Origin of the sequence: Intrasporangium sp. (assembly GCF_040414665.1) — a bacterium.
In the GTDB taxonomy this organism is placed as follows: Bacteria; Actinomycetota; Actinomycetes; order Actinomycetales; family Dermatophilaceae; genus Intrasporangium.
The window spans coordinates 97,593-122,589 of record NZ_JBEDUL010000064.1 but is presented as its reverse complement, the minus strand read 5'-3'; the positions used below and the strand labels follow the sequence as shown (position 1 = coordinate 122,589).

Here is a 24,997-nt window from a genome sequence, read left to right as displayed (position 1 = left end):
CTTCAGGCCTCCAGGATCGCGACGACGCCCTGCCCACCGGCAGCGCAGATGGACACCAGACCCCGGACGGGCTTCCTGGTCGCCTCGCGCTTCTCCCTGAGCTGTTTGGCCAGCGTGGCGACGATGCGCCCACCGGTCGCGGCGAACGGGTGACCAGCGGCCAGGGACGAGCCGTTGACGTTGAGCCGGCTGCGGTCGATCGACCCGAGCGGCGCGTCGAGCCCGAGGCGCTTGATGGCGAACTCCTCGTCCTCCCAGGCCTTGAGGTGGGTGAGCACCGTCGACGCGAAGGCCTCGTGGATCTCGTAGAAGTCGAAGTCCTGGAGCGTCAGCCCGTTCCGGGCCAGGATCCGTGGGACGGCATAGGCCGGCGCCATGAGCAGGCCCTCGTCGCCGTGGACGTAGTCGACGGCGGCCGTCTCCGCGTCGACGAACCAGGCAAGCGGGGTCAGGTGGTGCGCCTCCGCCCAGTCCTCGCTGGCCAGGAGCACCGCTGAGGCGCCATCGGTCAACGGCGTCGAGTTGCCTGCCGTCATCGTCGCGTTCTCGCCCCTGCCGAAGACCGGCTTGAGCCTGGCCAGCGTGTCCACGGTCGAGTCGGGCCGCAGGTTGTTGTCCTTCGTCAGCCCGAGGTACGGCGTCATCAGGTCGTCGAAGAAGCCGCGGTCATAGGCGGCGGCGAGCTTCTGGTGGCTGGCGGCGGCGAGCTCGTCCTGGGCCTCCCGGGAGATGCCCCACTCAGCGGCGGTCACCGCCATGTGGTCCCCCATCGACATCCCCGTCCGCGGCTCGCCGTTCTCCGGGATCGACGGTGCGAGCTGGGTCGGACGGAAGGCGGACAGGGCCTTGAGCTTGTCCATCGGAGCCTTGGCGCGGTTGACCGCCAGGAGCACCTTGCGCAGGTCCTCGCTCACCGCAATGGGCGCGTCGCTCGTCGTGTCCGCGCCGCCGGCGATGCCGGAGTCGATCTGGCCGAGCGCGATCTTGTTCGCCACGAGGATTGCCGCCTCGAGACCTGTGCCGCAGGCCTGCTGGATGTCGTAGGCGGGAGTCGTCGCCTCGAGGCGCGTGCCGAGGACGGACTCGCGGGTGAGGTTGAAGTCGCGGGAGTGCTTGAGCACCGCCCCGGCGACGACCTCACCGAGCCGCTCGCCGGCGAGGCCGTAGCGAGCGATGAGACCGTCCAGGGCGACGGTGAGCATGTCCTGGTTCGAGGCGCGCGCGTACGCGCCGTGGGCGCGGGCGAACGGGATCCGGTTGCCGCCGAGTACGGCGACGCGGCGCGTCTGCCGGGCCGGGGGTTTTCTCGTCTTGGGTGCCATGGAACTCTCCTGGGTCGTCCGGACACGGGGCCGTCGGGGCCCGCCTGCAGATCAAGATAACCGAAACCCGCAGTAGTCGATACAGCGAGTACCTGTTAGTTTCCCTTCATGACTGATGCCTCGCCCCCGGGAGGCCCACCGACGGTCGCCGACGGCCGGTCGGTGCGCTGGGTTCGGCATCGTGAGGAGCGCCGCGCCAGCCTCGTCGACTCGACCATCCGGGCCATCCGCCGGCACGGCGCCGGAGTGGGCATGGACGACATCGCGGCCGAGGCGGCCACCAGCAAGACCGTCATCTACCGGCACTTCGAGGACCGGGCGGGGCTCTACCGGGCCGTCGTCGAGCGGGTCGACCAGCGCGTCGTCGGCGACGTCGTGGCAGCCCTCCAGAGGTCGAGCACCACGGGCACGAACCCGCGCGAGTTGATCTCGTCGACCGTTGACGCCTACCTCGCCCTCGTCGAGTCGGACACGGACCTCTACCGGTTCGTGGTCAACCGGCCCATGGTCGACCGCCCGCTGGCGGACGACCCGGTCGGCGCCACGGTCGGCCACGTGACCGAGCAGCTGGCCCGGCTCCTCGAGGCGTCCTCCCCCGAGGGCGACATCGGCCCGGCGACGTGGCGAGTCCGGGCGGTGGCCCTGGTCGGGGCGGTCCAGGCCGTCGCCGACGAGTGGCTCGCCTCCCCCGTGAGGGCGCCCCGGGACGAGCTCGTCGAGTCCCTGACCGAGCTCGCGTGGCACGGGCTGGCGCCCGTCCTGTTGTCACAGCCTGACGTAGCGACCACGGCGGTGGAAGAGCGGCGCTGAGCTCTCGGTCCCCTCCGTGCCCTCGGTGCCCTCGGTGTCTTCGCCGACCTCTACGTGCTCGACGACCGACTCGAGCAGGACCGACCATCCGACACCACGACGCGACCGCGAATCGGCCCGCACGCCGAGCCAGGAGGGAGCGGACGTCAGGCGGGGGCCCCACTCCGTCTGCTGCCACTCCCCCAACCTGAACGGGCCACCGGGTGCGGGGAACCGACCGGCAAACACGTCCGCGAGCTCCCGGTGTCGCCACGTCAGCAGCGAGACGACTGCAGCCGAGGTCTCCTCGAGACGCTCCAACAAATCGGCGTCGGGGTGGAGCAGCACGATCACCCGAGCCGGGTCCCCGGCCGCGACGAGCATGGACGTCACGGTGAGGCCTGCCCGGTCTCTGCCCTGGCCGGCGGTCCAGAGCGACACGGCCCCGCCGACCCGGCCGCGGAAACGGCGGATCGGTTCCCGGTCCGTCGCGTCCGGCTCGAAGGGATGGCTCGAGTGGATCGTCACTCGTCCGCCGCGACGAGCAGACGGTCGTCGACTGACACCGCACCGGGCTCGACCACGTCGGCGTACACGCCGGCGCACTGCTCGGGCTTCTTGGTGACCGCCAGGGTGCACTCGCCGAGGCGCACGACGGAGCCCACGAGCGAGACGAGCACGTCCGGGGCGACGTCGAGGACGATGTTGGCCTTGGGATGGGTCTCGACGTACTCCTCCGCCGAGACGATGTGGACGGCATGCTTCTTCGCCCGGTTGCCCTGTGGACCCGTCGGCGTGATCTCGACCGCGTCGAGCTCCTGGGCGGGCGACTCCGAGTCGGGATAGATGAAAAGGCTGCTCACCGTCGCCTCCATGCCCACCACCTGCCTTTCGTCATCAGCCGCGGGAGCGCGCCTGCTCGCAGACCCAGTCCGACGGCATACGGCCATTGTCGATGAATTCGCGGAGCTCAGCCTTGGCCCGATCGCTGAGGACCGCATCACCCTGCGGGTAGATGATCGGCTCTTCCTTGGCGTTGTGGCTCGCGAGCTGCGCCAGCAGGCTCCTGCACCGGTCCCGCGCGGTGCCCGCCGCCGGACCCGGGCCCACCTCGAGCTCGAGAGCCTGGAGCGTGCGCCAGATCTGGCCGTGCTCCCTCAGCATGACGAGGACGGGCGGCACCATCCCGCCTGCGCGCAAGGGCGGGAAGAGGAACTCCTCCTCGAGGTAGATGTGCCGGCGCAGCGCTTCCGCCGCCCGGTCCAGCTCGCCACCGCGCAGCTCACCGCTGTCCAGCCCGGCGACGAAGGCCTCCAGACCGGCGTCGATCTCCTGGTGCTCGCGCTCGAGCGCCGCCGTCAGGGTCTCCTGCATCGGAATCGCCTCCTGGCGGGCAGTCTATGACCCAACCAGCCCACCGGTCGGCGCCGGAGGCGAACCCTGCGCTGTGCCAGGAGGGGCACCCAAGCCGGGGACATGAGGCTCTACGAGGTCGTGCGCCGCGACCGGGCGGGCAGGCATCGCGGGAGCCACCGCCAACCCCTGACCGCAGTCAGCCGTGCCCTGCAGCGAGTTCGTGAGCGGGTTCGGGACCCCAGGAGTGGCCGCCGTCTCATCGGCGCTCAAGCCCGCGAGGAGTTGTCAGATCCCGACCACTAGCTCGTCGACCAGGACGACGCCCACGACAGCGCCGGCGAGCAGCGCGACGAGCAACGCGGTGAAGGCCTTGGTTCTCATGCGGTCCACCCCTCGTTCACCGCAGCCCACTGTCGAGCGCGGGGCGGCCGTCCGTGCCGATCGCTCGAGACCATAACAGCACCCCCGAACCGTCTGGTCCGGGGGTGCAGTTGGTGCTGTCGTAAGGCGAGGGCGCACGGTCGTATTGCGCTTCTGCCCGGGTCGCATGCGCGTCAGTGATGACGCGGAGGACCGGCGCCACATGCGAAACAACCCCTGATCCTGCGTTGTCGCAGTTCAGAGGTTGTTTGGGTGAGGTGGACGTGAAGGGACTCGAACCCCTGACCTCTCGCGTGTGAAGCGAACGCTCTAACCAACTGAGCTACACGTCCGGGTTGGTGCTCGGAAACAATAGCGGCTCGGCAGCCGGGCGCCCTAATCGACGCTAGTCGACTCCGGGAAGCCGGGCGAGCTGCTGCTCGGCCCAGTCCGGCGTCCACGCAGGCACGCCCATGACGACGAACGTCAGCCAGAGGACCGCCCAGACGAGCAGCAGGGTGGCCAACCCGACGAGGAACCGGATCCACATCGGCTGCGACATGATCCACCGGTTCCACAGCTGCACGCGGTGCTTGACGAAGTCGAGCCACCGTTGGGCGAACTCGAACTCGCTGGCGAGGATGACGAGACCGAGGATGACGACAGCCCAGCCCGGCCCCGGCGCCGGCACCATGATGAGCCCACCGACGGTGACGACGGACCCGACGACCCCCACGGCGGTGCGCCAGGCCAGATGCGTGGCCGGGTTGCGTCGCAGCCGGGCGCGCCAGGCCCACCGGTCCTCGTGCGCGTCGAGGGTGACGTTCCGGTCGGAGTAGTCGATGACCGACACGCCCGTCTCCCCCTCCGTGGCCTCCGCTTCGCTACCGCTGGTCACGGGTCGAGGTCCTGTGCTGCCCGTGAGCGGAACAGGTTGCGCAGCCGGGCTGTCACGGGCCCGATGGGCAGTTTCCGGTCGTCGACCGCGTGGACGGGAAGCACGTCCTTGGTCGAGCTCGTGATGAAGACCTCGTCCGCGGTGTCCAGCACCTCGAGCGGCAGGGCCTTCTCCCGGATCGGGACGCCCGCCTCCGCTGCCCACTCGAGCACGAGCTCCCTGGTGATGCCCGCGAGGAGGCCGGAGTCCTCCGGGGGCGTCAGCACCTCGCCGCCGACGACGACGAAGACATTGCTGCCGGTGCACTCGCAGAGCTCGCCGCGCGTGTTGCCGAAGACCGCCTCCAGGGCGCCGACCTCCTTGGCCCGGGCGAGGGCGACGACATTCTCGGCGTACGACGTGGTCTTGAGTCCGGCGACCGCCGAGCGCTCGTTGCGTGTCCACGGGACGACGGTCACCTTGCCAGAGGCGGGTGGCCTGGCCTGGGGAGCGGCGACGACGATGTAGGTCAGCTCGCCCACGGCGCGGTCCGAGCCGAGTGGGCCGATGCCGCCGGTCACGCTGTAGCGGAGGCGACCGAAGTCGATCGGGTCGCAGTCGAGCACGGCGTCGATGCCCTTTCCGACGCTGGCCAGGTCGATGGCCGGCAACCCGAGGCCCGCTGCGGACCGCTCGAGCCGGGCGTGGTGCCGGGCGAGCGCGAAGGGTAGTCCGCGGTCGATCTTGGCTGTCTCGAAGACCCCGTCGCCGACCGTGACGGCGTGGTCGAGCGCCGCGATGGAGGGTTCGGTCGGGTCGACGAGGTCGCCGTTGACCCAGACGCGAGGAAGGCTGCCGCTCATGCCGTCATGGTGTCACAGTGCCGGCGGCGAGCCCGATCAGCCGGGCCGCCTTGAGCTCGGTCTCGGTCCACTCGGCGGCGGGATCGGAGTGCCACGTGATGCCGGCGCCCGTCCCGAACCGGAGCCAGCGCCGACCCGCCACGTCGCGCTCCGCCCAGAACGTCCGGATGCCCACGGCGAGCTCGGCCGAGTCGGTGTCGGCGTCCACCCACCCGATGGCGCCGCAGTACGGCCCACGCGGCGAGGCCTCGAGGTCCGTGATCGCCGTCAGGGCGCTCGACTTCGGCGCCCCCGAGACCGAACCTGGCGGGAAGGTGGCCGCGAACACGTCGCGCCAGGTCACGCCGTCCCGAACCCGGCCGCTCACGGTCGAGACGAGATGGACGAGGCCCGGGTGGTCCTCGAACGCACAGAGCGCGTCCACCCGCACGGTGCCCGCGTCGCAGACGCCCGAGAGGTCGTTGCGCATGAGGTCGACGATCATGACGTTCTCGGCGTGGTCCTTGGGCAGCATCTGGTCCCTCGTCGCCGCCGTGCCCTTGATCGGCCTGGTGACGAGCCGTCCGTCCCGACGCGCGAGGAAGAGCTCGGGCGACGCGCTGACGACGTCCACCCCCGCCGCCGCGCACCTGATCCGCGAGCCGTGGGGGGCGGGGTTGCCCCGACGCAGCAGGACGTCGAGCCCGTCGAGATCGGCGTCGTCGTCGAGGGGGTGGCTGAGGACGCGGCAGACGTTGACCTGGTAGACCGTACCGTCGGCGATCCGCCGCCGGACCTCCTCCACCGCCTTGACGTATGCCGCTGAGCTCAGTGAGCTCGCCCAGTGCCGATCGAGCGGCGACCAGTCCACCACCCGCGGGGCTGGTTCACCCGCGTCCACCTCCGCGAAGCGGATGGCCGTGACCTCTCCCTCGAAGGTGGCCACGACAGCCCAGAACCCGTCGCGGGAGATGGCGTCCAGGGCATCGTCTCCCCGCCGGACGTCAATGACCACCCGCGCGCAGCGGTCGCCGAATCGGGCGTGGTCCACCCGCAGATCGTAGGGTCGCGGCCGCTCAGTGGCGTTCGGTGGCGTTCAGCGGCGCTCGGTCGCGAGCGCCTTCTCGATGTCCTCCGTGAGGCTGCGCGGCTCGGCCTGGGGCGCGTAGCGACCGATGACGTGCCCGTCCCGGCCGACGAGGAACTTCGTGAAGTTCCACTTGATCCGGTCGCCGACGAGGCCGCCCTTCTCCGACTTCAACCACTTCCACACCGGGTGGGTGTCGTCGCCGTTGACGTCGACCTTGGACATCATCGGGAAGGTCACGCCGTAGTTCTTCTGGCAGAAGGCGCCGATCTCCTCGTTGGTCCCCGGGTCCTGACCGCCGAACTGGTTGCACGGGAAGCCGATGATGGTGAATCCCTGGTCTCGGTAGGTCTCCCAGAGCTGCTCGAGCCCGGCGAACTGTGGGGTGAACCCGCACTCGCTCGCCGTGTTGACGACGAGCACCACGTCCCCGGAGTAGTCGGAGAGTGACTGCTCCGTGCCGTCGATCGTCGTGGCGGTGAAGTCGCCGAGAGCTGTCACGAGTCCTCCTGGTGGTGAAGGTGGGTTGTCCTGGCGTCTGTCGTGGACGGCGGTGGCACGTGGGCCACCCTCCGTGAGGAGCAAGCCCAGCGGCATACGACTTATTCCTCCTCGGGAGGCGAGTCCTTTCCTTCGCGCTCGTCACGCTCGGCCCAGTCGAGGAGCGCGGCGATGTCGAAGACGGCGTCGTCGATGCCCGCATGGAGGTCCCCGAGACGCGCGAACCGCTCGGGCATGGTCTCGATCGTGAAGTCGTCGGGCACCGAGTCGTCGACCTCGCCCCAGGCGATGGGCGCCGAGACCGTCCCCCGCCGGTTCCCCCGGACGCTGTAGGCGGCCGCAATCGTGTGGTCCCGGGCGTTCTGGTTGTAGTCGACGAAGAGGTCCTCGGGCGAGCGGTCCTTGCGCCACCAGGCGGTCGTGACGTCGTCGGGCAGCCGCCGCTCGACCTCACGCGCGAAGGCGAGGGCGGCGCGGCGGACCTGCTGGAAGCCGTGCTCCGGCTTGATCCGCACGTAGACGTGCATGCCCCGTCCCCCAGACGTCTTGGGCCAGCCGACAGCGCCGAGCTCCTCGAGGATCTCGTGGGCGACGTGAGCCGCCCGACGCACCCTGTCATAGCCGCACCTCGGCATCGGGTCGAGGTCGATCCGCCACTCGTCGGGCTTCTCCGTGTCGGCCCGTCGGGAGTTCCACGGGTGGAACTCCACCGTCGACATCTGCACCGCCCAGATGACGTCGGCCAGCCGCTGGACACAGAGCTCGTCGGCGTGCAGGCCGTAGCGCGGGAAATGGAGGCGCACGGTCTCGACCCACGGAGGCGCCCCGGCCGGGAGCCGTTTCTGGTGGACCTTGTCCCCCTCGACGCCCTTGGGGAACCGGTGGAGCATGCACGGCCGGTCGCGGAGCGCGTTGACGATCCCGGGACCCACCGACAGGTAGTAGTTGGCCAGCTCGAGCTTGGTCTCGCCGCGCTCGGAGAAGTAGACCCGGTCCGGGTTCGTCAGGCGGACATCAAAGCCGTCCACGTCGAGCACCATGGCTGGGGTCTTGCTGGACGCGGCGGCCATGGGTCCCACCCTATTCCGGTCCGTGGACGCTACCGCGGGTCAGGACGGTTTCGGGCTGCCGAACTCCGCGACCCGTCGTACTGTCGTCGGACTGACCACCGAGCAGGAGCCACAATGTCGTCCCTCCATCGCTTCACCGTGTCCGTCCTGGCTGTCGCCCTGACCGCCCTGATGACTGCCTTCGCCTCCGGCACGGCTGCGTCGGCGTCCCCGGCCGCAGCCACAGCCGCACCCGAGGCAGCGCCCGCCGGCTCGAGTGCTGCCCCCACGTCAGACATGACCACGAACCTGACCAAGGTCAACTGCTCCAACATTCGAGAGCTCGGTTCGAGCAAGGTCGTACGGGACAAGGGCATGAACGCCTTCACCGTGCGGCAGTACATCGGCTGGTGCTGGGACTCCGCCGGGTCGGCCTGGATGAACTTCTCGTCCGTCTACGTGTGGGAGCAGTACCACGCGCTCGGCTTCGGCTACCGCGCCCAGACGGGAATCGTCGTCGGCGGCGGGGGTGACACGCGAGGCTATGCCGTCGGCGACAACCGGCAGCGCCTGACGTACTCCGTGCCCGCGCGGACCGTCAGCTTCTGCACCCAGGGCTGGGGCAAGCTGCTCCGCAGCGGCTCCGAGAGCGCACAGGGCATCACCTCGCTCGTGTGCTGACGTTCGCCTCACTGGCGGTCGGGCCGGCAGAAGATCACCCCCGGGACGTGATGACGGCGACCGGTTGCGGTGCTTGCCTGAGCACATGTGTCGTTGGATGGTGTACTCAGGTGGACCGATTCTCGTCGAGGACCTCCTCTTCAAGCCCAAGTACTCGCTGATCGAGCAGAGCCTGCACTCACGCATGGGGGCGACCACGACGAACGGCGACGGGTTCGGGATCGGTTGGTACGGCGATCGCCAGCAGCCCGCGGTCTTCAAGAGCGTGGATCCGGCCTGGAGCGATGCGAACCTCCGTGAACTGACCTCGCAGGTGCAGACGCCACTGCTGTTCGCCCACGTGCGCGCGTCGACGGGGACTCCTGTGCAACGCAGCAACTGTCATCCGTTCCGTCACGGCGACTGGCTGTGGATGCACAACGGGGCGCTCTCGGGCTTCCATGAGCTGAAGCGTGATCTGCTGTTCGCGGTGGACCCCTCGCTGTACCCGGACATCGAGGGATCGACCGACTCGGAGGCGCTCTTCTTCCTCGCCCTGACCTTCGGCCTCGAGGCCGACCCCATTGATGGGGTGGCCCGCGCCGTCGGCTTCGTCGAGGACCTCGCCGAGCGCCGCGGCGTCGCCAACCCGGTCCAGGCGACGATGGCGACGAGCGACGGGAAGTCGGTGTGGGTGTTCCGATACTCGTCGCAGCATCAGAGCCGCACGCTGTTCCACTCGACGGACGTGACACAGCTGCGCAGCCTGTATCCCGACCTGGAGCTGCTCCGGACGCTGGGCGACGAGACGCGCCTTGTCGTCTCGGAGCCACTCGGAGACCTTCCGGGCGCCTGGCGCGAGGTGCCCGAGTCGTCGTGCGGGATCATCCAGCCGGGTGCCGACGAGATCCGGCCATTCGTGCCGATCAGGCCGGTTCGCGTGGCGTGATCCACCGGTCGTCCGGGTTGGACCCGACCGGGTGGTCGCCTGCCGCCGAACGGCGGCAGGCCCGGGCCTACATACCCAGCAGACGCGCCTTCTGAGCCTGGAACTCCTGCTCGGTCAGGACTCCCGCGGCGCGCAGGTCGCCGAGCTGCTTGAGCCGTGCGAGGTCGGCGTCCGGGTCGGGCGCGGCCGCCGGCGCGTACTGCGGCTCGGGCGGAGGTGCGTACTGTGGCTCGGGAGGGGGTGCGTACTGCGGCGCGGGTGCGTACTGCGGCGCCTGCTGCTGCTCCTGCGCTGCCCAGCGCCCTGCCTGCCGACGCGACACGCGGTTGGAGACGGCCGTCGCGGTGCCGGCAACCACGGCTGTCCGTGCCATGCCACCGATGAGTCCCATGTTGTGCTCCTTTACTCGGCTCCGGTCGCCGATGTCTCGAGGGCTTCGAGGCGCTCGTGGACCGCGTCAGCCGGGATGCGGCCGCTGGCCACGACCTCGGCGCCGGCCCGGCGCATGGCCGACACGAAGGGGCCGGCCCACGTGTTCTCGTAGACGAGGAGCGCGGCGGCGTTTCCCGGGCCCACCAGCTCGGCCGCCTTCTCGAGGTCCTCGTCGTCGAGCAGGTCGGACTCGACACCATCGAAGATGGCCAGGTCGAGGGTGCCGTCCCCGTCGAGATCGCTGATCGCCATGGCGGTGACCGCTCCGTCGTCGCCACGGACCATTGCCCTCATGTCGAGGATGCGGATGATCCCGCGGTCGACGAGGTCGACGAGTATGGACAGCCCCTCCCCCGTGAGTCGGGCGCCTGGAAACTCCAGGGCGAGGTAGTCGATTGGACCGACATCGGCGTTGACACTCATGTCCTGCCTCCTTGACGGCTGGGCGCGCTCGTACCTCGACATTCGCTGGACGCTGTTGTCGGCACATCACCCATCGAGGATGAGCGGCGGTGATGGGCAGGGGGTAAGAGCTGTCAGCTACTCCGGGCCGGCGGTGCCGCGATGCGAGCCGGTGTCGCCCACTGGCCGGATGGCCGTCACGCCGATACCGAGCGACTCGAGGACCTCCAGCGTGGCGGCGAGGGCAGCGGGGTCGAGTGTGGGCACACTCAGAATCGTCGCTCCATGGCTGTCATGGCGCTCGAAGGGGAGGCTGGCGTCCACGAAGTCCGCAGCCAGTTCACCGTCAAGAACGATCTCGTACACAGGCACACGCCTTCCGTACGGAAAACCGAGAAACGGTCTCCGGCGGGGCAACAGGTATCTACTGTGGAGGCGTCAGGGTCCTCGCACATCCGTCGACAGGGATGACATGGTTGGGCCACGTCACGCTCGGATGACCACCCCCTCCCCTGCTCCGGGGACCATCGAACGCGTGCGCCTGGCACCACTCCTGCACAGTCGGCCGGTCGTCGTGCTGGCGGGGATGGCCGGCTACGGCAAGTCGACGCTTCTCGGCGCGGTCGCACCGCAGCTCCAGGACGGTGGCGCGACGTTGTGGCTGACCGTCGACGACACGGACCGGGATCCAGTGCGTCTGGTCTCCGACCTGATGACCGCCGCAAGCCTGACCGGCGTGGACGCGCTCGACGCGACTCTGGCGTCGCTGCGGGCTCCGGCGCTCCGAGCCGAACCGCTGACGCTGGTCGACTCGCTCCTCGAGGTGCTCTACGAGGCGGGGGTGCCGCTCACGCTCGTCCTCGACGACGTCCAACATCTCGTCCGGTCGGATTCGTCCACGCAGGTGATCGACCACGTGCTCCGGTGGGCGCCCGCCAACATGCGCGTCGCCATTGCAGCGCGCGTCCTGCCTCCGCTTCGACTCCAGCGACTGCGCCTCGACGACCGGCTCGCTTACCTCGCGCACGACGAGCTCGCCTTCAGTCCCGAGGAGTCGGCCGAGGCGGTGCGGGCTGCCGGGCTCAGCCTCGACCCGGAGATCGTCGACTCCATCCACCGGGCGACGGGGGGTTGGCCGGCCGGTGTGCGGATGGCGATCCTGGCGGCGAGCCGGCACGGCCCACGACCCAATGTCCCGACCTACCTGCGCCGCGATCAGGCGTTGGCCGACTACCTGGCGATCGAGGTGCTCGCATCACTCACCGACGACGTCAGGAGCTTCGTCCTGGAGAGCTGCCTCGACGACCACGTCTGCGCGACGCTCATCGACGAGATCAGGCAGACGCACAACGCCGAGGTGCTCCTCGAGAAGTGCCTGGCTGACGGGCTCTTCCGCTCCCGGGACGACGTCACCGCGAGCGAGGCCTGGTACCACTGGCACCCCCTCTTCGCGGCGCACATGCGCCGACGCCTCATCGCCGACCACCCCGAGCGGGCCACGGAGCTGCACGCTGCAGCGGCGGCATGGTGGACCTCCGTCGACGCCCCGACGGCGATCAGACATGCCGTGGCGGCCGGGGACGGTGCGCTGGCCTCGCGGATCTTCGCGGCCCGGTGGCTGGAGCTCATCCTGCAAGGGCGAAGCGATGCCGTCCTCGCGTGCATCGACCAGGTGCCCGAGGCATCACCGCACGTCAGCGAGGCGCACCTCGCCAAGGCACTGATCTCCATGCAGCGTGGCCGGATCGACGATGCCCGGTCGGCGATCACCGCAGCGCGTGCGCTCCGGGACCTGCTCCCGCAGTCGGACCGGGCCGGGTTCGAGGACCGCATGGCCCTCGTCGAGCTGTTCTGCACGGGCTACGACCGGGGACTGGGAGCCGCGGTCGGTTCGGGAACGGCGTTGCTGGAGAGGTTCGAGCGGAGCCACCAGCGGCCAGATCCTGCCGTCCGGGCCTCCGTCCAGATGTTCGTCGGCATGGCCGAGGCCAGACTCGAGAACCCTGCCGAGCTGAGCCTCGAGATGTTGCGGTCCTCCGCCGCGACCGCGCACGACAGTGGGCTGCTCGCTCTCGAGCTGACGGCGCTGGCCGAGTCATGCATCCCCGCGATCGCCGAGGGCCACCTCGGCGACGTGCGGGACCTCGCCGTCGAGGTCCTGGCACGAGCGAACGAACGAGGGTGGGTGGGCCTGGTGACGCTCGCCCCCGCCGTGACGTATCTCGGCTGGTTCGACTACTGGCGGGGGAACCTGAGCGACGCGCGAAGCCAGCTGGAGCGCAGCCTGTCCATGATGGTCCCCTTCGACTGGGAGCTGCGGGGTCTCACCCTGAACGTCCTCACGTCGACCTGCCTGGCGCTGGGCGACGTCCGGGGCGCACGGCGCGCTGCGACGGAGATCAGGACCATGGTCGAGTCTGGGCTGCAGTCGCCCACCTGGCCGTCCATGCTGGCAGGACTCGAGGGGTCGGTGCTCATGGCCGAGGGGAGGACGCGTGAGGCGGTGGCGCTCGCCATCCGGCCCCCGGCTGAGCCGGAGTTCCCGCTGTCGGCTGCCCGCCGCGCGAAGGTGCTCCTGCAGGCCGGACGTCCGACCGAGGCACTCGCCGAGCTCGATCGCGTCCGGACAGCGACGACATTCGTGCACGTCGAGTGCCTCTCTCGCTGTACCGAGGCCGAAGCCCTGTTGGCGCTGGGCAGTTCCGACGCACATGCTCCCCTCGAGCGCGCTCTCGCCGTGGCCGAGCCGGACCGGCTCTACGGCCCGTTCCTCGGTGCCGGTGACGATCTGGCCGAGCTGCTCAAGGCCCACCTGCGCCACGGCACCGCGCACCCCACGGTCGTGACCCAGGTGCTGGGGCGGATGACCGAGGGACGACACCATCACCGGGCGGGAACGGCAGACCGGCTCACCGAGCGGGAACGGGTCATCCTGCAGTACCTCACGACCAACCTCACCAACGCGGAGATCGCCGAGGCCGAGTACATCTCGCTGCACACGGCCAAGACCCACATCGCGCACATCTACCAGAAGCTCGGGGTCAGCAGTCGCAGGGCCGCCATCCGTCGTGCCGCAGAGCTCGAGCTGTACTGACCAAGTCCTCCCCAAGGAGTGACGCGGCCGATGCGACGAGGCGGGCATGCTGCTCGGGACCTGAAGTCCTGTCCAGACGAGGCTGGTCGGTATGCACGCCATCGTTGTCGTTGCAGGCGAAGTGGATGAGCGCGACATCTGGCCGTATGCGGTGTGGTCCGACAGCGATGGGACACAGACCACGCTGACGGCCAAGGTGCACGACAGCCAGGAACTGGTCGGTGTGCTCGCCGCCCTGACTGCCCTTGGGCTGGAGATCGTGTCGACGCTGCTCATCGAGGAGCCGCTCGGCAGGCCGCCCGCAGGCGAGCCCGACCAGTGAGCGCCGATATCCCCCGAAAAGGGCGATGGCGGGATCCGAGCGACGGAGGACCGTGGGTCGTGGCACAGGTGATGCCCCTCGACTGCGACGCATCGAGGCACTGAGAGGAAAGGCGCACGATGAACGACTTCTGGGACTTCTTCTGGCTGCTTGTCTGGTCCTTCTTCTTCGTGGCCTACCTGATGATGCTCTTCCACATCTTCACGGACCTCTTCCGTGACAAAGAGCTCGGCGGGTTCGCCAAGGTGGTCTGGGTCATAGCGCTCTTCATCCTCCCGCTCCTCGCAGCGCTCATCTACGTGATCGTCCGCGGGCAGGGCATGGCAGAGCGCGCGATGGAGCAGAACCGGCAGTACATGGCCGAGCAACAGGACTACATCCGCAACGTGGCGGGGACCTCGTCGGCTACGACCGTCGACCAGCTGTCCCAGGCGAAGTCGCTCCTCGACAACGGCGCGATCTCCCCCGACGAGTTCGCCCAGATCAAGGCCAAGGCCCTCGGCTGACCACCTCTCAGAGCGGGCGCCTCAGTCGTCCGCACAAAGAAGGAGCCGCTGAGCACGTTCTCGTGCTCAGCGGCTGTGGTCCGTCTGGTGGGCGATACTGGGTTTGAACCAGTGACCTCTTCCGTGTCAAGGAAGCGCGCTACCACTGCGCCAATCGCCCTGCTGTGGTGATGACCGAGGTGGAGACGGGATTTGAACCCGTGTACGCGGCTTTGCAGGCCGCTGCCTCGCCTCTCGGCCACTCCACCATGAAGGCAAGCTGCCTGTTTGCCCCTTGTGCCTCCGAGCGGACGACCGGGCTCGAACCGGCGACCTCAACCTTGGCAAGGTTGCGCTCTACCAACTGAGCTACGTCCGCGGGAACACCAGCGGTGTAACTCCCCGCTCGGTGCTTGGTAGACAGTAGCGGATCGATCGGGGAGATACAAAACCGCCCTCAGCCCTCCGGGAACTGCTCGTCACGCGGTCGTCCGACGCCCTCCGCGAGCTGCCGGTCGATGGCCGCTGCGAGGTGCGACCCATCACGCTTCGCGAACTGCTGGTCCCTGCTCCGCTGGCCCGGCTCCGTCGGATCGGCCTCGACGGTGGCTCGTGTGGCGTCCGCCCCACCATTGCGCGCCAGCAGGCCACCCGCCCACGTCGCGAGCTTCGTACCGGCTCCGTCTCGCAGCTCGACCGGCCACAGGACGCGCGTGGCCGCATTGAGGCCGGCCCCGATGAGAATCGCGATCGCCAGCGCGTAGAGCCAGATGAGCAGGACGATCGGGGTGCTGAGCGGCCCATAGATCGACGACCCGCCGAGCGAGGCCTCGAGCCAGGTGCGAACGACCAGCGATGCGAGCAGCCAGATCGCGAGCGCGAGCAACGCCCCTGGCAGGTCGCGCCACCAGCTCGCACGCCGAGGGGTGGCGATGTGGAACAGCGTGGTCAGCGCGGCGATGGAGAGCACGAGGACGAGCGGCCAGTAGGCGAGGGTCAGCACGTCGAGCCGATCGGGCAGCCACGCCTCGATGATCGCCGGCCCGAGCAGGACGAGCGGCAGCAGAACGACGGCGACGACCACGCCGAGCGTGTAGAGGCCGAAGGTGAGGAAGCGCTGGTGCAGGATGCCACGGCCATCACCCTGGCCGTACATGATCGAGATGGTGTCGACGAAGACGTTGAGCGCCCGCGATCCCGACCACAGCGCGAGAAGGAACCCCACCGAGATGAGGTCCGGTCGTCCGCCCTGCAGCACGTCACGGATCGTCGGCAGCAGCAGGTCGTCAATGCTCGACTCGGTCAGGAACCCGGAGGCATACTGCGCGACGGCGGCCGTGAGCCGGTCAACGCCGTCGGGGCCGAGGACGTTTCCGAGGTACCCGACGCCACCGAAGAGTCCGAGCACGAAGGGCGGAAGGGATAGCAGCAGGAAGAAGCCGCCCTCGGCGGCCAGCCCGGTCACGCGGTAGCTGAGGCAGACCCGGATCGTCTCGAGCACGAGTCGAGCCAAGGGCACCGCCCCCGGGATCCGCCCCAGCCAGCGCCACAGGACCGCCTTCACCGTCATCGCTCCCGAGGCTAGTCCGTCCTACTCTGCAGTAGTGAGCACGCACGAGGTCACCAACCAGGCCGAGCCGTTCGTCGACGGGAACTTCCTCGACGCGGACCGAGCCCTGTACGAGGCGGTCTCCCGGTGGGTCGAGGGGGACGACGCCGGCTCTCTCTCGGAGCTCGGCCGTCTGGCGGGGACGGCAGAGGCCCAGGAGCACGGCCGTCTCGCCGACGCGAACCGGCCGATCCTCCACACCCACGACGCCCGGGGGAACCGGATCGACGAGGTGGAGTTCCATCCGTCGTGGCACTGGCTCATGACCCAAGCGGTCGGCGCCGGCCTGACGGCCGAGCCGTGGACGGCCAGCGTGGCCGGCACGGCGCACGCCCGACGGGCGGCCGGCTTCATGCTGTGGTCGCGGGTCGAGGCCGGCCACGGGTGCCCCGTCTCCATGTCGTATGCCGCTGGGTCTGCTCTTCGTCGTGACGCCGAGCAGGCGGCGCGCTGGCTTCCCAAGCTCGCAAGTCGGAGCTACGACTTCGGTATCCGGCCGCTCACGGACAAGGCGGGCGCCATCGCCGGGATGGGCATGACGGAGAAGCAGGGCGGCTCCGACGTCCGGGCCAACACGACGGTGGCCACGTCGAGTCCACACGGTCCCATTCCGGGCGACACCTATCGGCTCACGGGCCACAAGTGGTTCTGCTCTGCCCCGATGAGCGACGTCTTCCTCATGCTGGCCCAGGCGCCCGGTGGCCTGACGTGCTTCGTCGTGCCCAGGGCCTTGGACGACGGCACCCGGAACCCGTTCGCCCTCCAGCGGCTCAAGGACAAGCTGGGCAACCACTCCAACGCCTCGAGCGAGGTGGAGCTCGAGGGCACGTGGGGTGCTCGGCTCGGCGAGGAGGGCCGGGGCGTGCGGACCATCATCGACATGGTCGGGGCCACCCGGCTCGACTGCGTGCTCGGCTCCACCGCGACGATGCGCGACGCGGTGAGCCGAGCCGTGCACCACGCTCGGTATCGCGTCGCCTTCGGCCGACGGCTCATCGACCAGCCGCTGATGCGCAACGTCCTCGCTGACCTGGCGCTCGAGGCCGAGGCTGCGACGGTCCTGGCGATGCGTCTCGCCCACGCCTTCGACACCGGAGAGTCGGACTATGCGCGCCTCGGGGTGGCCCTGGGCAAGTTCTGGGTCTGCAAGCGCACCGCGCCCATGGTGGCCGAGGCCCTCGAGTGCCTCGGCGGAAACGGTTACGTCGAGGAGAACGGCCTGGCACGGCTCTACCGGGAGGCGCCGCTCAACTCGATCTGGGAGGGGTCCGGCAACGTCAACGCTCTGGACGTGATCCGGGCCATCAGCCGGGAGCCGGCCAGCCTCGAGGCCCTGACCAAGGAGCTGCACCGGGTGCGCGGCGCGAGCCGGGTCCTCGACGACCACACGGATCGCGCTGTGGAGCAGGCACGCTCGCTCCGGCCGGACTCGCCGGAGGCGGCGTTCACGGCACGTTCGATCGTCGAGCAGCTGGCCGTCGCCGTGCAGGCCGCCCTGCTCGTCGAGCACTCCCCTTCCGTCGCCGATGCGTTCATTGCCAGCCGGGTCGAGGGGGACCACGGGCACACCTTCGGCACCCTCCCGGCCGACCTGGCCGGAGCCACCGGTCCCATCCTCGACCGGATCAGCTGAACCCCGGAGGGCTCAGCTGGCGGCGAGGCGCTTCTTCTCGGCCTCGACGTCGAAGTCGGCCTTGGGCCACTGGAGGTCCATGTCGCGCAACGCCTCGAGGAGCAGCTGCTGGACGGCGAGGCGTGCGTACCACTTGCGATCCGATGGCACGACGTGCCACGGCGCGCCTACGGTGGACGTCTTGTCGAAGACCGCTTGGTAGGCCTCCATGTAGTCGCGCCAACGGAGGCGCTCGTCGACGTCGCCCGGGTTGAACTTGTAGTACTTGTCGGGCCGCTCGAGCCGCTCCATGAGGCGCGTCTTCTGCTCGTCCTTGCTGATGTGGGTCATCACCTTGACGATCTTGGTGCCGCTCGCGATGACCCGGCGCTCGAACTCGTTGATCTGCGCGTAGCGCTTCGACCACACCTCTTCGGGGACGAGGTCGTGGACCCGCACGACAAGGACATCCTCGTACTGGGATCGGTCGAAGACTCCGAGCTGCCCGGCCTGGGGCAGCGCCTTCTCGATCCGCCAGAGGAAGTCATGGGACAGCTCCTCCTTGGTCGGTGCCTTGAACCCGGTGGCCTTGACGCCCTCAGGGTTGACGGAGACGACGTGTCGCATGATGCCGCCCTTGCCGGAGGTGTCCATTCCCTGCACGACGAGGAGCAGCGCCCGCTTCGATCCGGCGGTCGACTCGGCCCAGAGCCGCTCGAGAAGGTCGGCCAGTTCCTCCTCCGCCGACTGCAGGGCCGCCTTACCGGCGATCTTGTCCCCGGGGAATGCAGGAGTCGACGCGGCGTCGATGTCTTCGAGCACGAAGCCCTTCTCGACACGGAGCGCATCCGAGAAGCCCCCGAGAGGATGGACTCCGTCGGCCACCATCTCGTCGGCGAGCTCGGCGACCTCGACCTTCTCGTCAGCCTTCTTCTTCTTGCCCTTGCCCATGTCGCCATCCTGTCGGATCCGGGCGCCCCACTGCGGGAAGCGCGGCCACTTACTGTTGGTGCATGCGTTTGCTCGTACCCGGTGCCGGTGGCCGCACGCCCGGCGAGGAGCTGGACCTCGAGGGACTCGCCGCCGCCTACGCGGTCCCAGCGGACCCCTGGCTGCGCTGCAACATGGTGACGACGCTCGACGGCGCGGCACGCGGCCCCGACAACAGGTCGGGCTCCATCAATACCGACGCCGACCACGTTGTCTTCGAGCTGCTCCGTGCACTGAGCGATGCTGTCATCGTGGGAGCCGGCACGATCCGGGTCGAGGGCTACTCAGCCATCGCCGTCCCCACCGAGCTCCAGCCCATTCGAGAGCGTGCCGGGCTCGGTGCCGCCCTGCCCCTCATCGCCGTGAGCCGAACCGGATTCCTTCCGCCGACGCTGAAGGACTCGCCGCACGGCGACGTCCTGCTCGCAACGAGCGCCTCCGCGCCGGGGATCGGCGACGCTCGGTCAGCCCTGGGCGCCGACCACGTTCTCGTCTGCGGCGAGGTTGAGGTCGATCTTGCAGAGCTGCTCCGCCACCTCCACGCGCGCGGCTGGACGAGCCTGCTCACCGAGGGCGGCCCTCGCCTCACGGCCTCGTTCCTGTCCGCCGGTCTCCTCGACGAGCTGTGCTTCACCATCGCCCCCCGGCTCGTGGGCGGCGACCACCCACGACCGGTGGCCGCCGATGCCGCACCGCTCGACCTGGAGCTGGCCGTCCTCGTCGAGCAGGACGGCAGCCTCATGGGGCGCTGGCTCGCCCGTCGCTAGACCGTTCCGAGGCCTCGGCGCCTGCCAAGGGCGCTGGCGGGCAGGGCAGCCCAGCGACGAAGGACGACACGACCGACTCCCACCGCTCGGGGTCGTAGTTCCACTCGCGACAGTGCCGAGCCAGCTCCCAGGGCTCGAAGCGGACGATGTCCGGCCGCCGGCCAGCAAGGGCGGCGGCCGGCCCGAACGGGACGACGGTGTCACCGGTCGAGTGGATGAGCAGGATCGGCACGTCGAGCTCGTCAGCCCGGGCCACCCAGTCGGTGTGCGCGAGGTCGATCGGCTCGATGAGCCCGACCAGCGCCCGTCCGCGTCTGGAACCCATCAGGCCCCGTGCCATCCGTACGAGCGGGCCGGGCAGGTGGTTGAGCCGGCCGTGGTGGCGCAGCACCGCATCCCAGTCGATGACCGCCGAGTCGAGACACACCCCGACGATGCGGTCGGCGTGGCGAGAGCGGCGGAGCGTCTGCAGGACGATCGCGCCGCCCATGGACCAACCGAAGAGGATGATGCGCTCGGCGCTTTGTGCGACCGCGGTGCGGATCGCCGCCTCGACATCGCGCCACTCCGAGAGACCCAGGTTGTACCGGCCGTCCGGGCCACGCGGCGCGTCCCGGTCGTTGCGGTAGGCCGCGACGAGGCAGGTCCATCCCGCGGCACGCAGTACAGGGACGGCCCGCAGTGTCTCCTCCTTGCGGGCCCCACGCCCGTGGACGAGCACGGCCCAGTCCCGGGCCGGGGTCGAGCCCTCCGGCCGGACGATCCACCCCGGTAGCGCGCCGACGTCCGATGTGACGACGACCTCCTCGTCCGGCAGCCCCATGCTGACGCTCGGCCGGTCCCAGTAGTAGTACTGGTTCCAGCGGGCGGGGCCGACGCCGAGCGTCCCGCGGTCGACCGCGAGGAGCTCGCGGCGGACGGTCGCAGCGGCCTCGTCGCGCTCGATGATCCGCCCGACCCGGGCGTGCCCCGATCCCCCGTCTAGCCAGACGCCGTAGCGTCCCGGGACGTCGGGATCCGGACCGGAGGCGAACGTGACGGACTCGTCGTCGTGCGCCACGATGGCGACGTCGTCCGGCTGGAGCTCGTCCGGTGTGAGCAACCGCCGCGCGAACCAAGCGGCCGCCGCGACCGACCCTGCCGCCGCGCCGACCGCGGAGCCCCCACTGGCCGCGCCCGCGATGAGCACGGGGCGGGTCACCAGCCGACGAACCTTCACCCGGACATCGTGCCAAAGGGCGGGTACGCGACGACGTAACGTCTCCGTAAGGCGCCTTCCGGCCATGACGGGCACAAACGGGGCGCGGGTCACGTTGGGAGGGACATGAAGAGCGACAAGACCTATGCCGTCCAGCACACCGACGAGGAGTGGCGCACCCGACTGACGCCGTCGGAGTTCCAGGTCCTGCGCCAGGCAGGCACCGAGGCGCCGTTCCGAGGTGAGTACACCGACACCAAGACCCAGGGCGTCTACTCGTGTCGCGCGTGCGGGGCCGAGCTCTTCCGCAGCGACACGAAGTTCGAGTCGCACTGCGGCTGGCCGTCCTTCTACGCGCCGCTCGCCGGCGACTCGGTCGAGTACATCGAGGACCTGAGTCACGGGATGCGCCGCGTCGAGGTGCGCTGTGCGACGTGCGGATCGCACCTCGGACACGTCTTCGAGGGTGAGGGCTATGACACGCCCACCGACCAGCGGTACTGCATCAACTCGATCAGCCTGCGCCTCGAGCCAGCCACTGAATGAGTCGGGCGACGCTTCGCCTATCCTCGCGTCATGAGCAGCGAGGACTTCCGGGTGGGGGACGCGGAACGACGGGCGGCGATGGACCTGCTCGCCAAGCATCACGAGGCTGGGCGGCTGGACTCGTTCGAGTACGAGGACCGGCGGGGCCGGGCGGCTGATGCCGTGACGCGGCGCGATCTCGACGCGCTCTTCGCCGATCTCCCGGCGCTCGGGCCCGACGGCGCCGAGCTGGAGCGACGCGCAGCTGCGGAGGTCCAGCCGCGTCGAACCGGAGGGAAGCGAGTGCGGGACACCGTGCTGGCCCTCACCCCGTTGATCGCCCTCCTGCTCTTCTTCCGGACCGGTCAGTGGCTCTGGTTCCTGCTCGTCCCGGTCGTCGCGATCCTGACGAAGGGCGTCTTCGACGACTGAGTTGCCGCTCAGCGCAGGTTGGCGACGAGCTCCTTGACCTCGACCTTCGGCCCGGTGAAGAAGGGGACCTCTTCGCGGACGTGGTTGCGCGCCCGGGACGCGCGCAGCTCGCGCATGAGGTCGACGATCCGGTGCAGCTCGTCCGCCTCGAACGCCAGGAGCCACTCGTAGTCCCCAAGGGCGAAGGACGCGATGGTGTTGGCGCGGACGTCCGGGTAGTCCCGGGCCATCTGGCCGTGCTCCCGCAGCATGTCGCGACGGTCCTTGTCCTCGAGCAGGTACCAGTCGTACGACCGGACGAAGGGGTAGACGCAGACATACTTGCGTGAGACCTCCTCGGCCAGGAAGGCCGGGATGTGGCTCTTGTTGAACTCAGCCGGGCGGTGCAGGGCGGCCGACGACCAGACGGGCTCGAGATGGCTGCCGAGCTCGGAGCGCAGGAGCCGACGGTAGGCCGACTGGAGCTGCTCGATCGTCGGGGCGTGCCACCAGATCATGAAGTCGGCGTCGCCGCGCAGTCCCGCCACGTCGTAGATGCCGCGGACGGTGACACCTTCGTTCGTGATGGTCTCGACGAAGGAGGTCAGCTCGTCGGCGAGCTCGTCGCGGTCCTCTCCGAGAGGCGTGACGCTGGCGAACACTGACCACATCGAGTAACGGATCGTGTCGTTGATCTCTCGCATCCGGGCCGGCGTCAGCTTGTCACTCATACCGCCCATCATCGCAACTGGTACTCGCGCTGCCGCAGTCGGGTCAGGATGGTGTCGGCCGCCCGGCGCCCGGATGCGATGCAGGCGGGGACGCCGACGCCACCGTAGGCGGCGCCGGCGAGGGCGACTCCGTCCGCGGGCTCGGTGAGGCCGGCAACACGGTCCAAGTGGCCGACGGCGTACTGGGGCAGGGCCCCGCCCCACCGTTGGACGTGGACGGCCAACGGGGATGGCAAGGCGCGGCCGAGGACGGCGGCGAGATCGTCGAATGCGGTCGCCACCAGATGGTCGTCCGAGCGGTGGAGCACGGCTGCCTCGCCATGCCGCCCGATGGACGCGCGAAGGACAGTGCGGTCCGGGTGGGCGGCTGCGAGCCACGGCCACTTGACGCTGCTGAACGTGGAGGCCTTGATCGTCAGGGGCTCGGTCGGCGGGACGAGGAAGCCGCTGCCCTCGAGCAGGTCCGGGGCCGGCCCGTCGAGGACGATCGTGACGATCGCCATCGAGGCGTACTCGATCGCGGCGAGTCGCTCGGCCGCGTCCGGGGCGATGGGCCGCAGGAGACGAGCGGTAGGCGATGCCGGAGTCGCCACGACCACCGCGTCGAAGACCTGCGTGCGCACGTCGGTCGTCGGTCCGCTGGACAGGACGAGGGGCTGGTGCTGCGGGTCAGCGCGGTCCCCGGTGCGCTCGAGGCGGCGGACCATGGTGCCGGTGCGGATGTCGACGCCGAGGTCTGCCAGACGGCTCGCCATGACGGCCGGCACGCTGCCGAGGCCGCCGGCCACGGTCGCGAAGACGGGCCGCTGACCCCCTGCCGCGTCCTCTCCCGCAGCCGATGCGAGTGCCGCTGCCGACCGGGCCGCCTCGAGCAGCGAGGTGCCGTCGGTGGCTGCCTGGAAGAGCGCCGGAACCGCCATCTGGAGGGAGAGCTTGCGTGAGTTGCCGGCATAGACACCGGCGAGCAGCGGCTCGACGAGCTTGTCCGTCACCGCGGGGCCGAGTCGCGCGTCGATGAACTCCCCGACGGACACGTCCCCGTCGACCGGTGGAGACTCGGCCTCTGCAGCGAGTCGGCGCACCTCGGCGTCGGTCAGCAGGCCGCGCACCGCTTCGGGGTCCGAAGGCACGCCCATCAGGGTTCCGACGGGCATCGGGCGACGCACGCCGCCCGACACGATCGAGGCCGGCACCCGGGCTGGGTGGGTCACCCGGTCGGCCAGACCAAGCTGTTCGAAGAGCTCGATCGCCTCGGGTCGGCGAGCGAGGACCGACTCGGCCCCGACGTCGACCGCGACGTCGCCGACCTGCTCGAGCCGGAGCTTGCCGCCGATCCGGGACGAGCCTTCCAGCACCGTCACGTCGAGATCAGGGGCCTCGTGGGCCAGGTGCCACGCTGCCGCCAGGCCCGCGATGCCGGCACCGACCACTCCCACGCGCACGCCCATGGGGTCACTCTGCCATCCCCGGGGCAACGTTCCCGTGGTGTCCCGTGTCCTCACCGGTAGAGCCCGCCATCTCGGCGAGCTGCGTCGGAACCAGTGAGGGGCTTCACCATGATCACACTCGGCCAGCTCGGCGTCCGTGACACGAAGCATGGGCGGAGATGGCTCGCCATCGGTCTGGCCCTCGTGGTCCTCGCCGTCTCAGTCCCCGTGGGCCTCAATGCGCTCCGCACTCCTTCGCCCGCCTCCACAGGTAGCCTGCAGCCGGCCAGCGGCGGATCGTTCGAGCAGTCGCCCGGGCTCGGCTCCGATGCCGGGGCGAAGGCGATCGCCCCGACCGCACCGGACACCGCGGGTGGGCCTGCCCGGGAGGAGACGCCGGCAAGCGGCACAGCCGGCAGCGCCGTGCCGCCCGTGGGGCCCAAGCTGGCGCGGACCGCCTGGCTGGGCGTCAAGGTCGCCAACGTCACCAAGGCCAGCGCCCAGGTCCGCGCCATCGCCGATGCGGCAGGAGGGCAGGTCCTCTCCGAGAGCATCGTCACCGCAACCGACCCGACCGGGTCGTATGGCAGCCCGAAGAGTGTGTCTGGCATGCCCGAGGACGCGCCCGTGCCGCCTGTCGGCCTCAACGAGGCGCGCCTCACGCTGAGCGTTCCCGCCGACAAGCTCGACCCGGTGCTCGCCGACCTGTCGTCGGCGAACCTCGGCACGGTGTCGTACCGCTCGTCCCAGTCGGTCGACGTGACCGCGACGTACACCGACACACAGGCCCGGATCGAGCCCGCGAAGGACAGCATCGCCCGGGTCCGGGCACTCATGGTCAAGGCGACGTCGCTCGAGCAGATCGTCCTGCTCGAGAGCGAGCTGAGCCGCCGCCAGGCCGACCTCGACTCGCTTCAGCAGCAGCTTGCCGAGCTCGACCGTCGGACGACGATGTCGGAGGTGTCGGTGTCGCTCTGGACCGACGAGACGTCCGCATCCCAACCGAACGGCAACGGCTTCCTCGCCGGGGTCCAGAAGGCGTGGGACGCGCTGCTGAACTCCCTCGTGGTCGTCCTCACCGGTCTTGCCGTGCTGCTCCCATGGCTGCTCATCGCGCTCGTCGTGGCCTGGTTCATCCGCCGCTGGCTCGGTCGACGCGGCAGTCGCGGAGGAGTCACCCCGACCACCACGACGGACTAG

At 69.7% G+C, this 24,997-nt stretch carries 28 protein-coding genes and 4 tRNA genes; 11 read left to right on the top strand and 21 right to left on the bottom strand.

Annotation, left to right across the window (positions count from 1 at the left end; genetic code table 11):
- Window positions 1-2 precede the first annotated feature (2 nt).
- Window positions 3-1,322 (bottom strand): acetyl-CoA C-acetyltransferase, encoded by a 1,320-nt coding sequence (locus tag ABF401_RS07520; RefSeq protein ID WP_353508916.1) that lies wholly within the window; start codon window positions 1,320-1,322, stop codon window positions 3-5.
- A gap of 108 nt (window positions 1,323-1,430) precedes the next feature.
- On the opposite strand from ABF401_RS07520, the gene ABF401_RS07515 reads away from it, so the two are divergent.
- Window positions 1,431-2,132 carry a TetR/AcrR family transcriptional regulator gene (locus tag ABF401_RS07515; protein WP_353508915.1) on the top strand — a complete coding sequence of 234 codons (702 nt, stop codon included), beginning with the start codon at window positions 1,431-1,433 and terminating at the stop codon, window positions 2,130-2,132.
- On the opposite strand, the gene ABF401_RS07510 is transcribed toward ABF401_RS07515, so the two are convergent.
- The 9 genes from ABF401_RS07510 to ligD form a co-directional block, all read right to left on the bottom strand.
- A complete protein-coding gene (locus ABF401_RS07510) occupies window positions 2,088-2,639 on the bottom strand; it encodes a flavin reductase family protein (RefSeq protein ID WP_353508914.1) in 552 nt (183 codons plus the stop codon). The two genes, ABF401_RS07515 and ABF401_RS07510, sit on opposite strands and share 45 nt — an antisense overlap.
- Window positions 2,636-2,974: a hypothetical protein gene (locus ABF401_RS07505; protein ID WP_353508913.1), complete on the bottom strand. Its 339-nt coding sequence runs from the start codon at window positions 2,972-2,974 to the stop codon at window positions 2,636-2,638. Before ABF401_RS07505 ends, ABF401_RS07510 begins: the two co-directional genes overlap by 4 nt.
- A gap of 34 nt (window positions 2,975-3,008) precedes the next feature.
- The gene (locus ABF401_RS07500; protein ID WP_353508912.1) at window positions 3,009-3,485 is read right to left on the bottom strand and encodes a hemerythrin domain-containing protein; all 477 of its coding nucleotides are present in this window, start codon (window positions 3,483-3,485) and stop codon (window positions 3,009-3,011) included.
- Between the two features lie 621 nt (window positions 3,486-4,106).
- Window positions 4,107-4,180 (bottom strand) — tRNA-Val (locus tag ABF401_RS07495).
- Window positions 4,181-4,233: 53 nt separating this feature from the next.
- The gene (locus ABF401_RS07490) at window positions 4,234-4,725 is read right to left on the bottom strand and encodes a TIGR02611 family protein (protein WP_353508911.1); all 492 of its coding nucleotides are present in this window, start codon (window positions 4,723-4,725) and stop codon (window positions 4,234-4,236) included.
- A complete protein-coding gene (locus ABF401_RS07485; protein WP_353508910.1) occupies window positions 4,722-5,567 on the bottom strand; it encodes an aminotransferase class IV in 846 nt (281 codons plus the stop codon). The genes ABF401_RS07490 and ABF401_RS07485 overlap by 4 nt, the downstream gene beginning before the upstream one ends.
- A 4-nt stretch (window positions 5,568-5,571) precedes the next feature.
- Window positions 5,572-6,597, bottom strand: a complete 1,026-nt coding sequence (locus ABF401_RS07480) for a chorismate-binding protein (RefSeq protein WP_353508909.1) — start codon at window positions 6,595-6,597, stop codon at window positions 5,572-5,574.
- Window positions 6,598-6,642: 45 nt separating this feature from the next.
- Complete coding sequence (locus ABF401_RS07475; RefSeq protein ID WP_353508908.1) at window positions 6,643-7,134, bottom strand: glutathione peroxidase; 492 nt, start codon at window positions 7,132-7,134, stop codon at window positions 6,643-6,645.
- A 101-nt stretch (window positions 7,135-7,235) separates the two neighbouring features.
- Window positions 7,236-8,204, bottom strand: a complete 969-nt coding sequence (gene ligD, locus ABF401_RS07470; protein WP_353508907.1) for a non-homologous end-joining DNA ligase — start codon at window positions 8,202-8,204, stop codon at window positions 7,236-7,238.
- Window positions 8,205-8,318: 114 nt separating this feature from the next.
- Here ligD and ABF401_RS07465 point away from each other — a divergent pair, with 114 nt between their 5' ends.
- Window positions 8,319-8,864 (top strand): hypothetical protein, encoded by a 546-nt coding sequence (locus ABF401_RS07465; protein WP_353508906.1) that lies wholly within the window; start codon window positions 8,319-8,321, stop codon window positions 8,862-8,864.
- Window positions 8,865-8,949: 85 nt separating this feature from the next.
- Complete coding sequence (locus ABF401_RS07460; protein WP_353508905.1) at window positions 8,950-9,792, top strand: class II glutamine amidotransferase; 843 nt, start codon at window positions 8,950-8,952, stop codon at window positions 9,790-9,792.
- A gap of 67 nt (window positions 9,793-9,859) precedes the next feature.
- On the opposite strand, the gene ABF401_RS07455 is transcribed toward ABF401_RS07460, so the two are convergent.
- From ABF401_RS07455 to ABF401_RS07445, 3 genes are all read right to left on the bottom strand, one after another.
- On the bottom strand, window positions 9,860-10,183 hold the full coding sequence (locus tag ABF401_RS07455) for an SHOCT domain-containing protein (protein ID WP_353508904.1): 324 nt from the start codon (window positions 10,181-10,183) through the stop codon (window positions 9,860-9,862).
- An 11-nt stretch (window positions 10,184-10,194) separates the two neighbouring features.
- On the bottom strand, window positions 10,195-10,647 hold the full coding sequence (locus ABF401_RS07450; RefSeq protein ID WP_353508903.1) for a DUF6325 family protein: 453 nt from the start codon (window positions 10,645-10,647) through the stop codon (window positions 10,195-10,197).
- A 117-nt stretch (window positions 10,648-10,764) separates the two neighbouring features.
- The gene (locus tag ABF401_RS07445) at window positions 10,765-10,998 is read right to left on the bottom strand and encodes a DUF8691 family protein (protein WP_353508902.1); all 234 of its coding nucleotides are present in this window, start codon (window positions 10,996-10,998) and stop codon (window positions 10,765-10,767) included.
- A gap of 163 nt (window positions 10,999-11,161) precedes the next feature.
- Between ABF401_RS07445 and ABF401_RS07440 the strand changes: the two genes are divergently transcribed.
- The 3 genes from ABF401_RS07440 to ABF401_RS07430 all read left to right on the top strand — a co-directional run bounded on the left by ABF401_RS07440 (window position 11,162) and on the right by ABF401_RS07430 (window position 14,548).
- On the top strand, window positions 11,162-13,720 hold the full coding sequence (locus tag ABF401_RS07440) for a winged helix-turn-helix domain-containing protein (protein ID WP_353508901.1): 2,559 nt from the start codon (window positions 11,162-11,164) through the stop codon (window positions 13,718-13,720).
- Between the two features lie 91 nt (window positions 13,721-13,811).
- Window positions 13,812-14,042 carry a DUF8691 family protein gene (locus tag ABF401_RS07435; protein ID WP_353508900.1) on the top strand — a complete coding sequence of 77 codons (231 nt, stop codon included), beginning with the start codon at window positions 13,812-13,814 and terminating at the stop codon, window positions 14,040-14,042.
- A gap of 119 nt (window positions 14,043-14,161) precedes the next feature.
- Window positions 14,162-14,548: an SHOCT domain-containing protein gene (locus tag ABF401_RS07430; RefSeq protein ID WP_353508899.1), complete on the top strand. Its 387-nt coding sequence runs from the start codon at window positions 14,162-14,164 to the stop codon at window positions 14,546-14,548.
- Window positions 14,549-14,633: 85 nt separating this feature from the next.
- On the opposite strand, the gene ABF401_RS07425 is transcribed toward ABF401_RS07430, so the two are convergent.
- The 4 genes from ABF401_RS07425 to ABF401_RS07410 all read right to left on the bottom strand — a co-directional run bounded on the left by ABF401_RS07425 (window position 14,634) and on the right by ABF401_RS07410 (window position 16,097).
- Window positions 14,634-14,708, bottom strand: a tRNA-Val gene (locus ABF401_RS07425).
- 17 nt (window positions 14,709-14,725) lie between these two features.
- Window positions 14,726-14,796 (bottom strand) — tRNA-Cys (locus ABF401_RS07420).
- A 37-nt stretch (window positions 14,797-14,833) separates the two neighbouring features.
- A tRNA-Gly gene (locus tag ABF401_RS07415) sits at window positions 14,834-14,906 on the bottom strand.
- Window positions 14,907-14,984: 78 nt separating this feature from the next.
- Window positions 14,985-16,097, bottom strand: a complete 1,113-nt coding sequence (locus ABF401_RS07410; protein ID WP_353508898.1) for a YihY/virulence factor BrkB family protein — start codon at window positions 16,095-16,097, stop codon at window positions 14,985-14,987.
- 34 nt (window positions 16,098-16,131) lie between these two features.
- Here ABF401_RS07410 and ABF401_RS07405 point away from each other — a divergent pair, with 34 nt between their 5' ends.
- Window positions 16,132-17,769 (top strand): acyl-CoA dehydrogenase family protein, encoded by a 1,638-nt coding sequence (locus ABF401_RS07405; protein WP_353508897.1) that lies wholly within the window; start codon window positions 16,132-16,134, stop codon window positions 17,767-17,769.
- Window positions 17,770-17,781: 12 nt separating this feature from the next.
- On the opposite strand, the gene ABF401_RS07400 is transcribed toward ABF401_RS07405, so the two are convergent.
- The gene (locus tag ABF401_RS07400) at window positions 17,782-18,699 is read right to left on the bottom strand and encodes a PPK2 family polyphosphate kinase (protein ID WP_353508896.1); all 918 of its coding nucleotides are present in this window, start codon (window positions 18,697-18,699) and stop codon (window positions 17,782-17,784) included.
- A gap of 62 nt (window positions 18,700-18,761) precedes the next feature.
- Here ABF401_RS07400 and ABF401_RS07395 point away from each other — a divergent pair, with 62 nt between their 5' ends.
- Entirely contained in the window at window positions 18,762-19,505 is a 744-nt protein-coding gene (locus ABF401_RS07395) for a dihydrofolate reductase family protein (protein ID WP_353508895.1), read from the top strand.
- Here ABF401_RS07395 and ABF401_RS07390 read toward each other — a convergent pair.
- Window positions 19,477-20,724, bottom strand: coding sequence for an alpha/beta hydrolase family protein (locus ABF401_RS07390; protein WP_353508894.1), 1,248 nt, complete (start codon window positions 20,722-20,724; stop codon window positions 19,477-19,479). The genes ABF401_RS07395 and ABF401_RS07390 overlap by 29 nt on opposite strands.
- A 105-nt stretch (window positions 20,725-20,829) precedes the next feature.
- Here ABF401_RS07390 and msrB point away from each other — a divergent pair, with 105 nt between their 5' ends.
- Both msrB and ABF401_RS07380 read left to right on the top strand, forming a co-directional pair.
- Window positions 20,830-21,249, top strand: a complete 420-nt coding sequence (msrB, locus tag ABF401_RS07385; protein ID WP_353508893.1) for a peptide-methionine (R)-S-oxide reductase MsrB — start codon at window positions 20,830-20,832, stop codon at window positions 21,247-21,249.
- A gap of 30 nt (window positions 21,250-21,279) precedes the next feature.
- The gene (locus tag ABF401_RS07380; RefSeq protein WP_353508892.1) at window positions 21,280-21,660 is read left to right on the top strand and encodes a DUF1707 SHOCT-like domain-containing protein; all 381 of its coding nucleotides are present in this window, start codon (window positions 21,280-21,282) and stop codon (window positions 21,658-21,660) included.
- A gap of 8 nt (window positions 21,661-21,668) precedes the next feature.
- Here ABF401_RS07380 and hemQ read toward each other — a convergent pair whose 3' ends face one another.
- Both hemQ and hemG read right to left on the bottom strand, forming a co-directional pair.
- Window positions 21,669-22,370 carry a hydrogen peroxide-dependent heme synthase gene (gene hemQ / locus ABF401_RS07375; protein WP_353508891.1) on the bottom strand — a complete coding sequence of 234 codons (702 nt, stop codon included), beginning with the start codon at window positions 22,368-22,370 and terminating at the stop codon, window positions 21,669-21,671.
- A gap of 8 nt (window positions 22,371-22,378) precedes the next feature.
- Window positions 22,379-23,818 carry a protoporphyrinogen oxidase gene (gene hemG / locus ABF401_RS07370; protein WP_353508890.1) on the bottom strand — a complete coding sequence of 480 codons (1,440 nt, stop codon included), beginning with the start codon at window positions 23,816-23,818 and terminating at the stop codon, window positions 22,379-22,381.
- 108 nt (window positions 23,819-23,926) lie between these two features.
- Here hemG and ABF401_RS07365 point away from each other — a divergent pair, with 108 nt between their 5' ends.
- The gene (locus ABF401_RS07365) at window positions 23,927-24,997 is read left to right on the top strand and encodes a DUF4349 domain-containing protein (RefSeq protein ID WP_353508889.1); all 1,071 of its coding nucleotides are present in this window, start codon (window positions 23,927-23,929) and stop codon (window positions 24,995-24,997) included.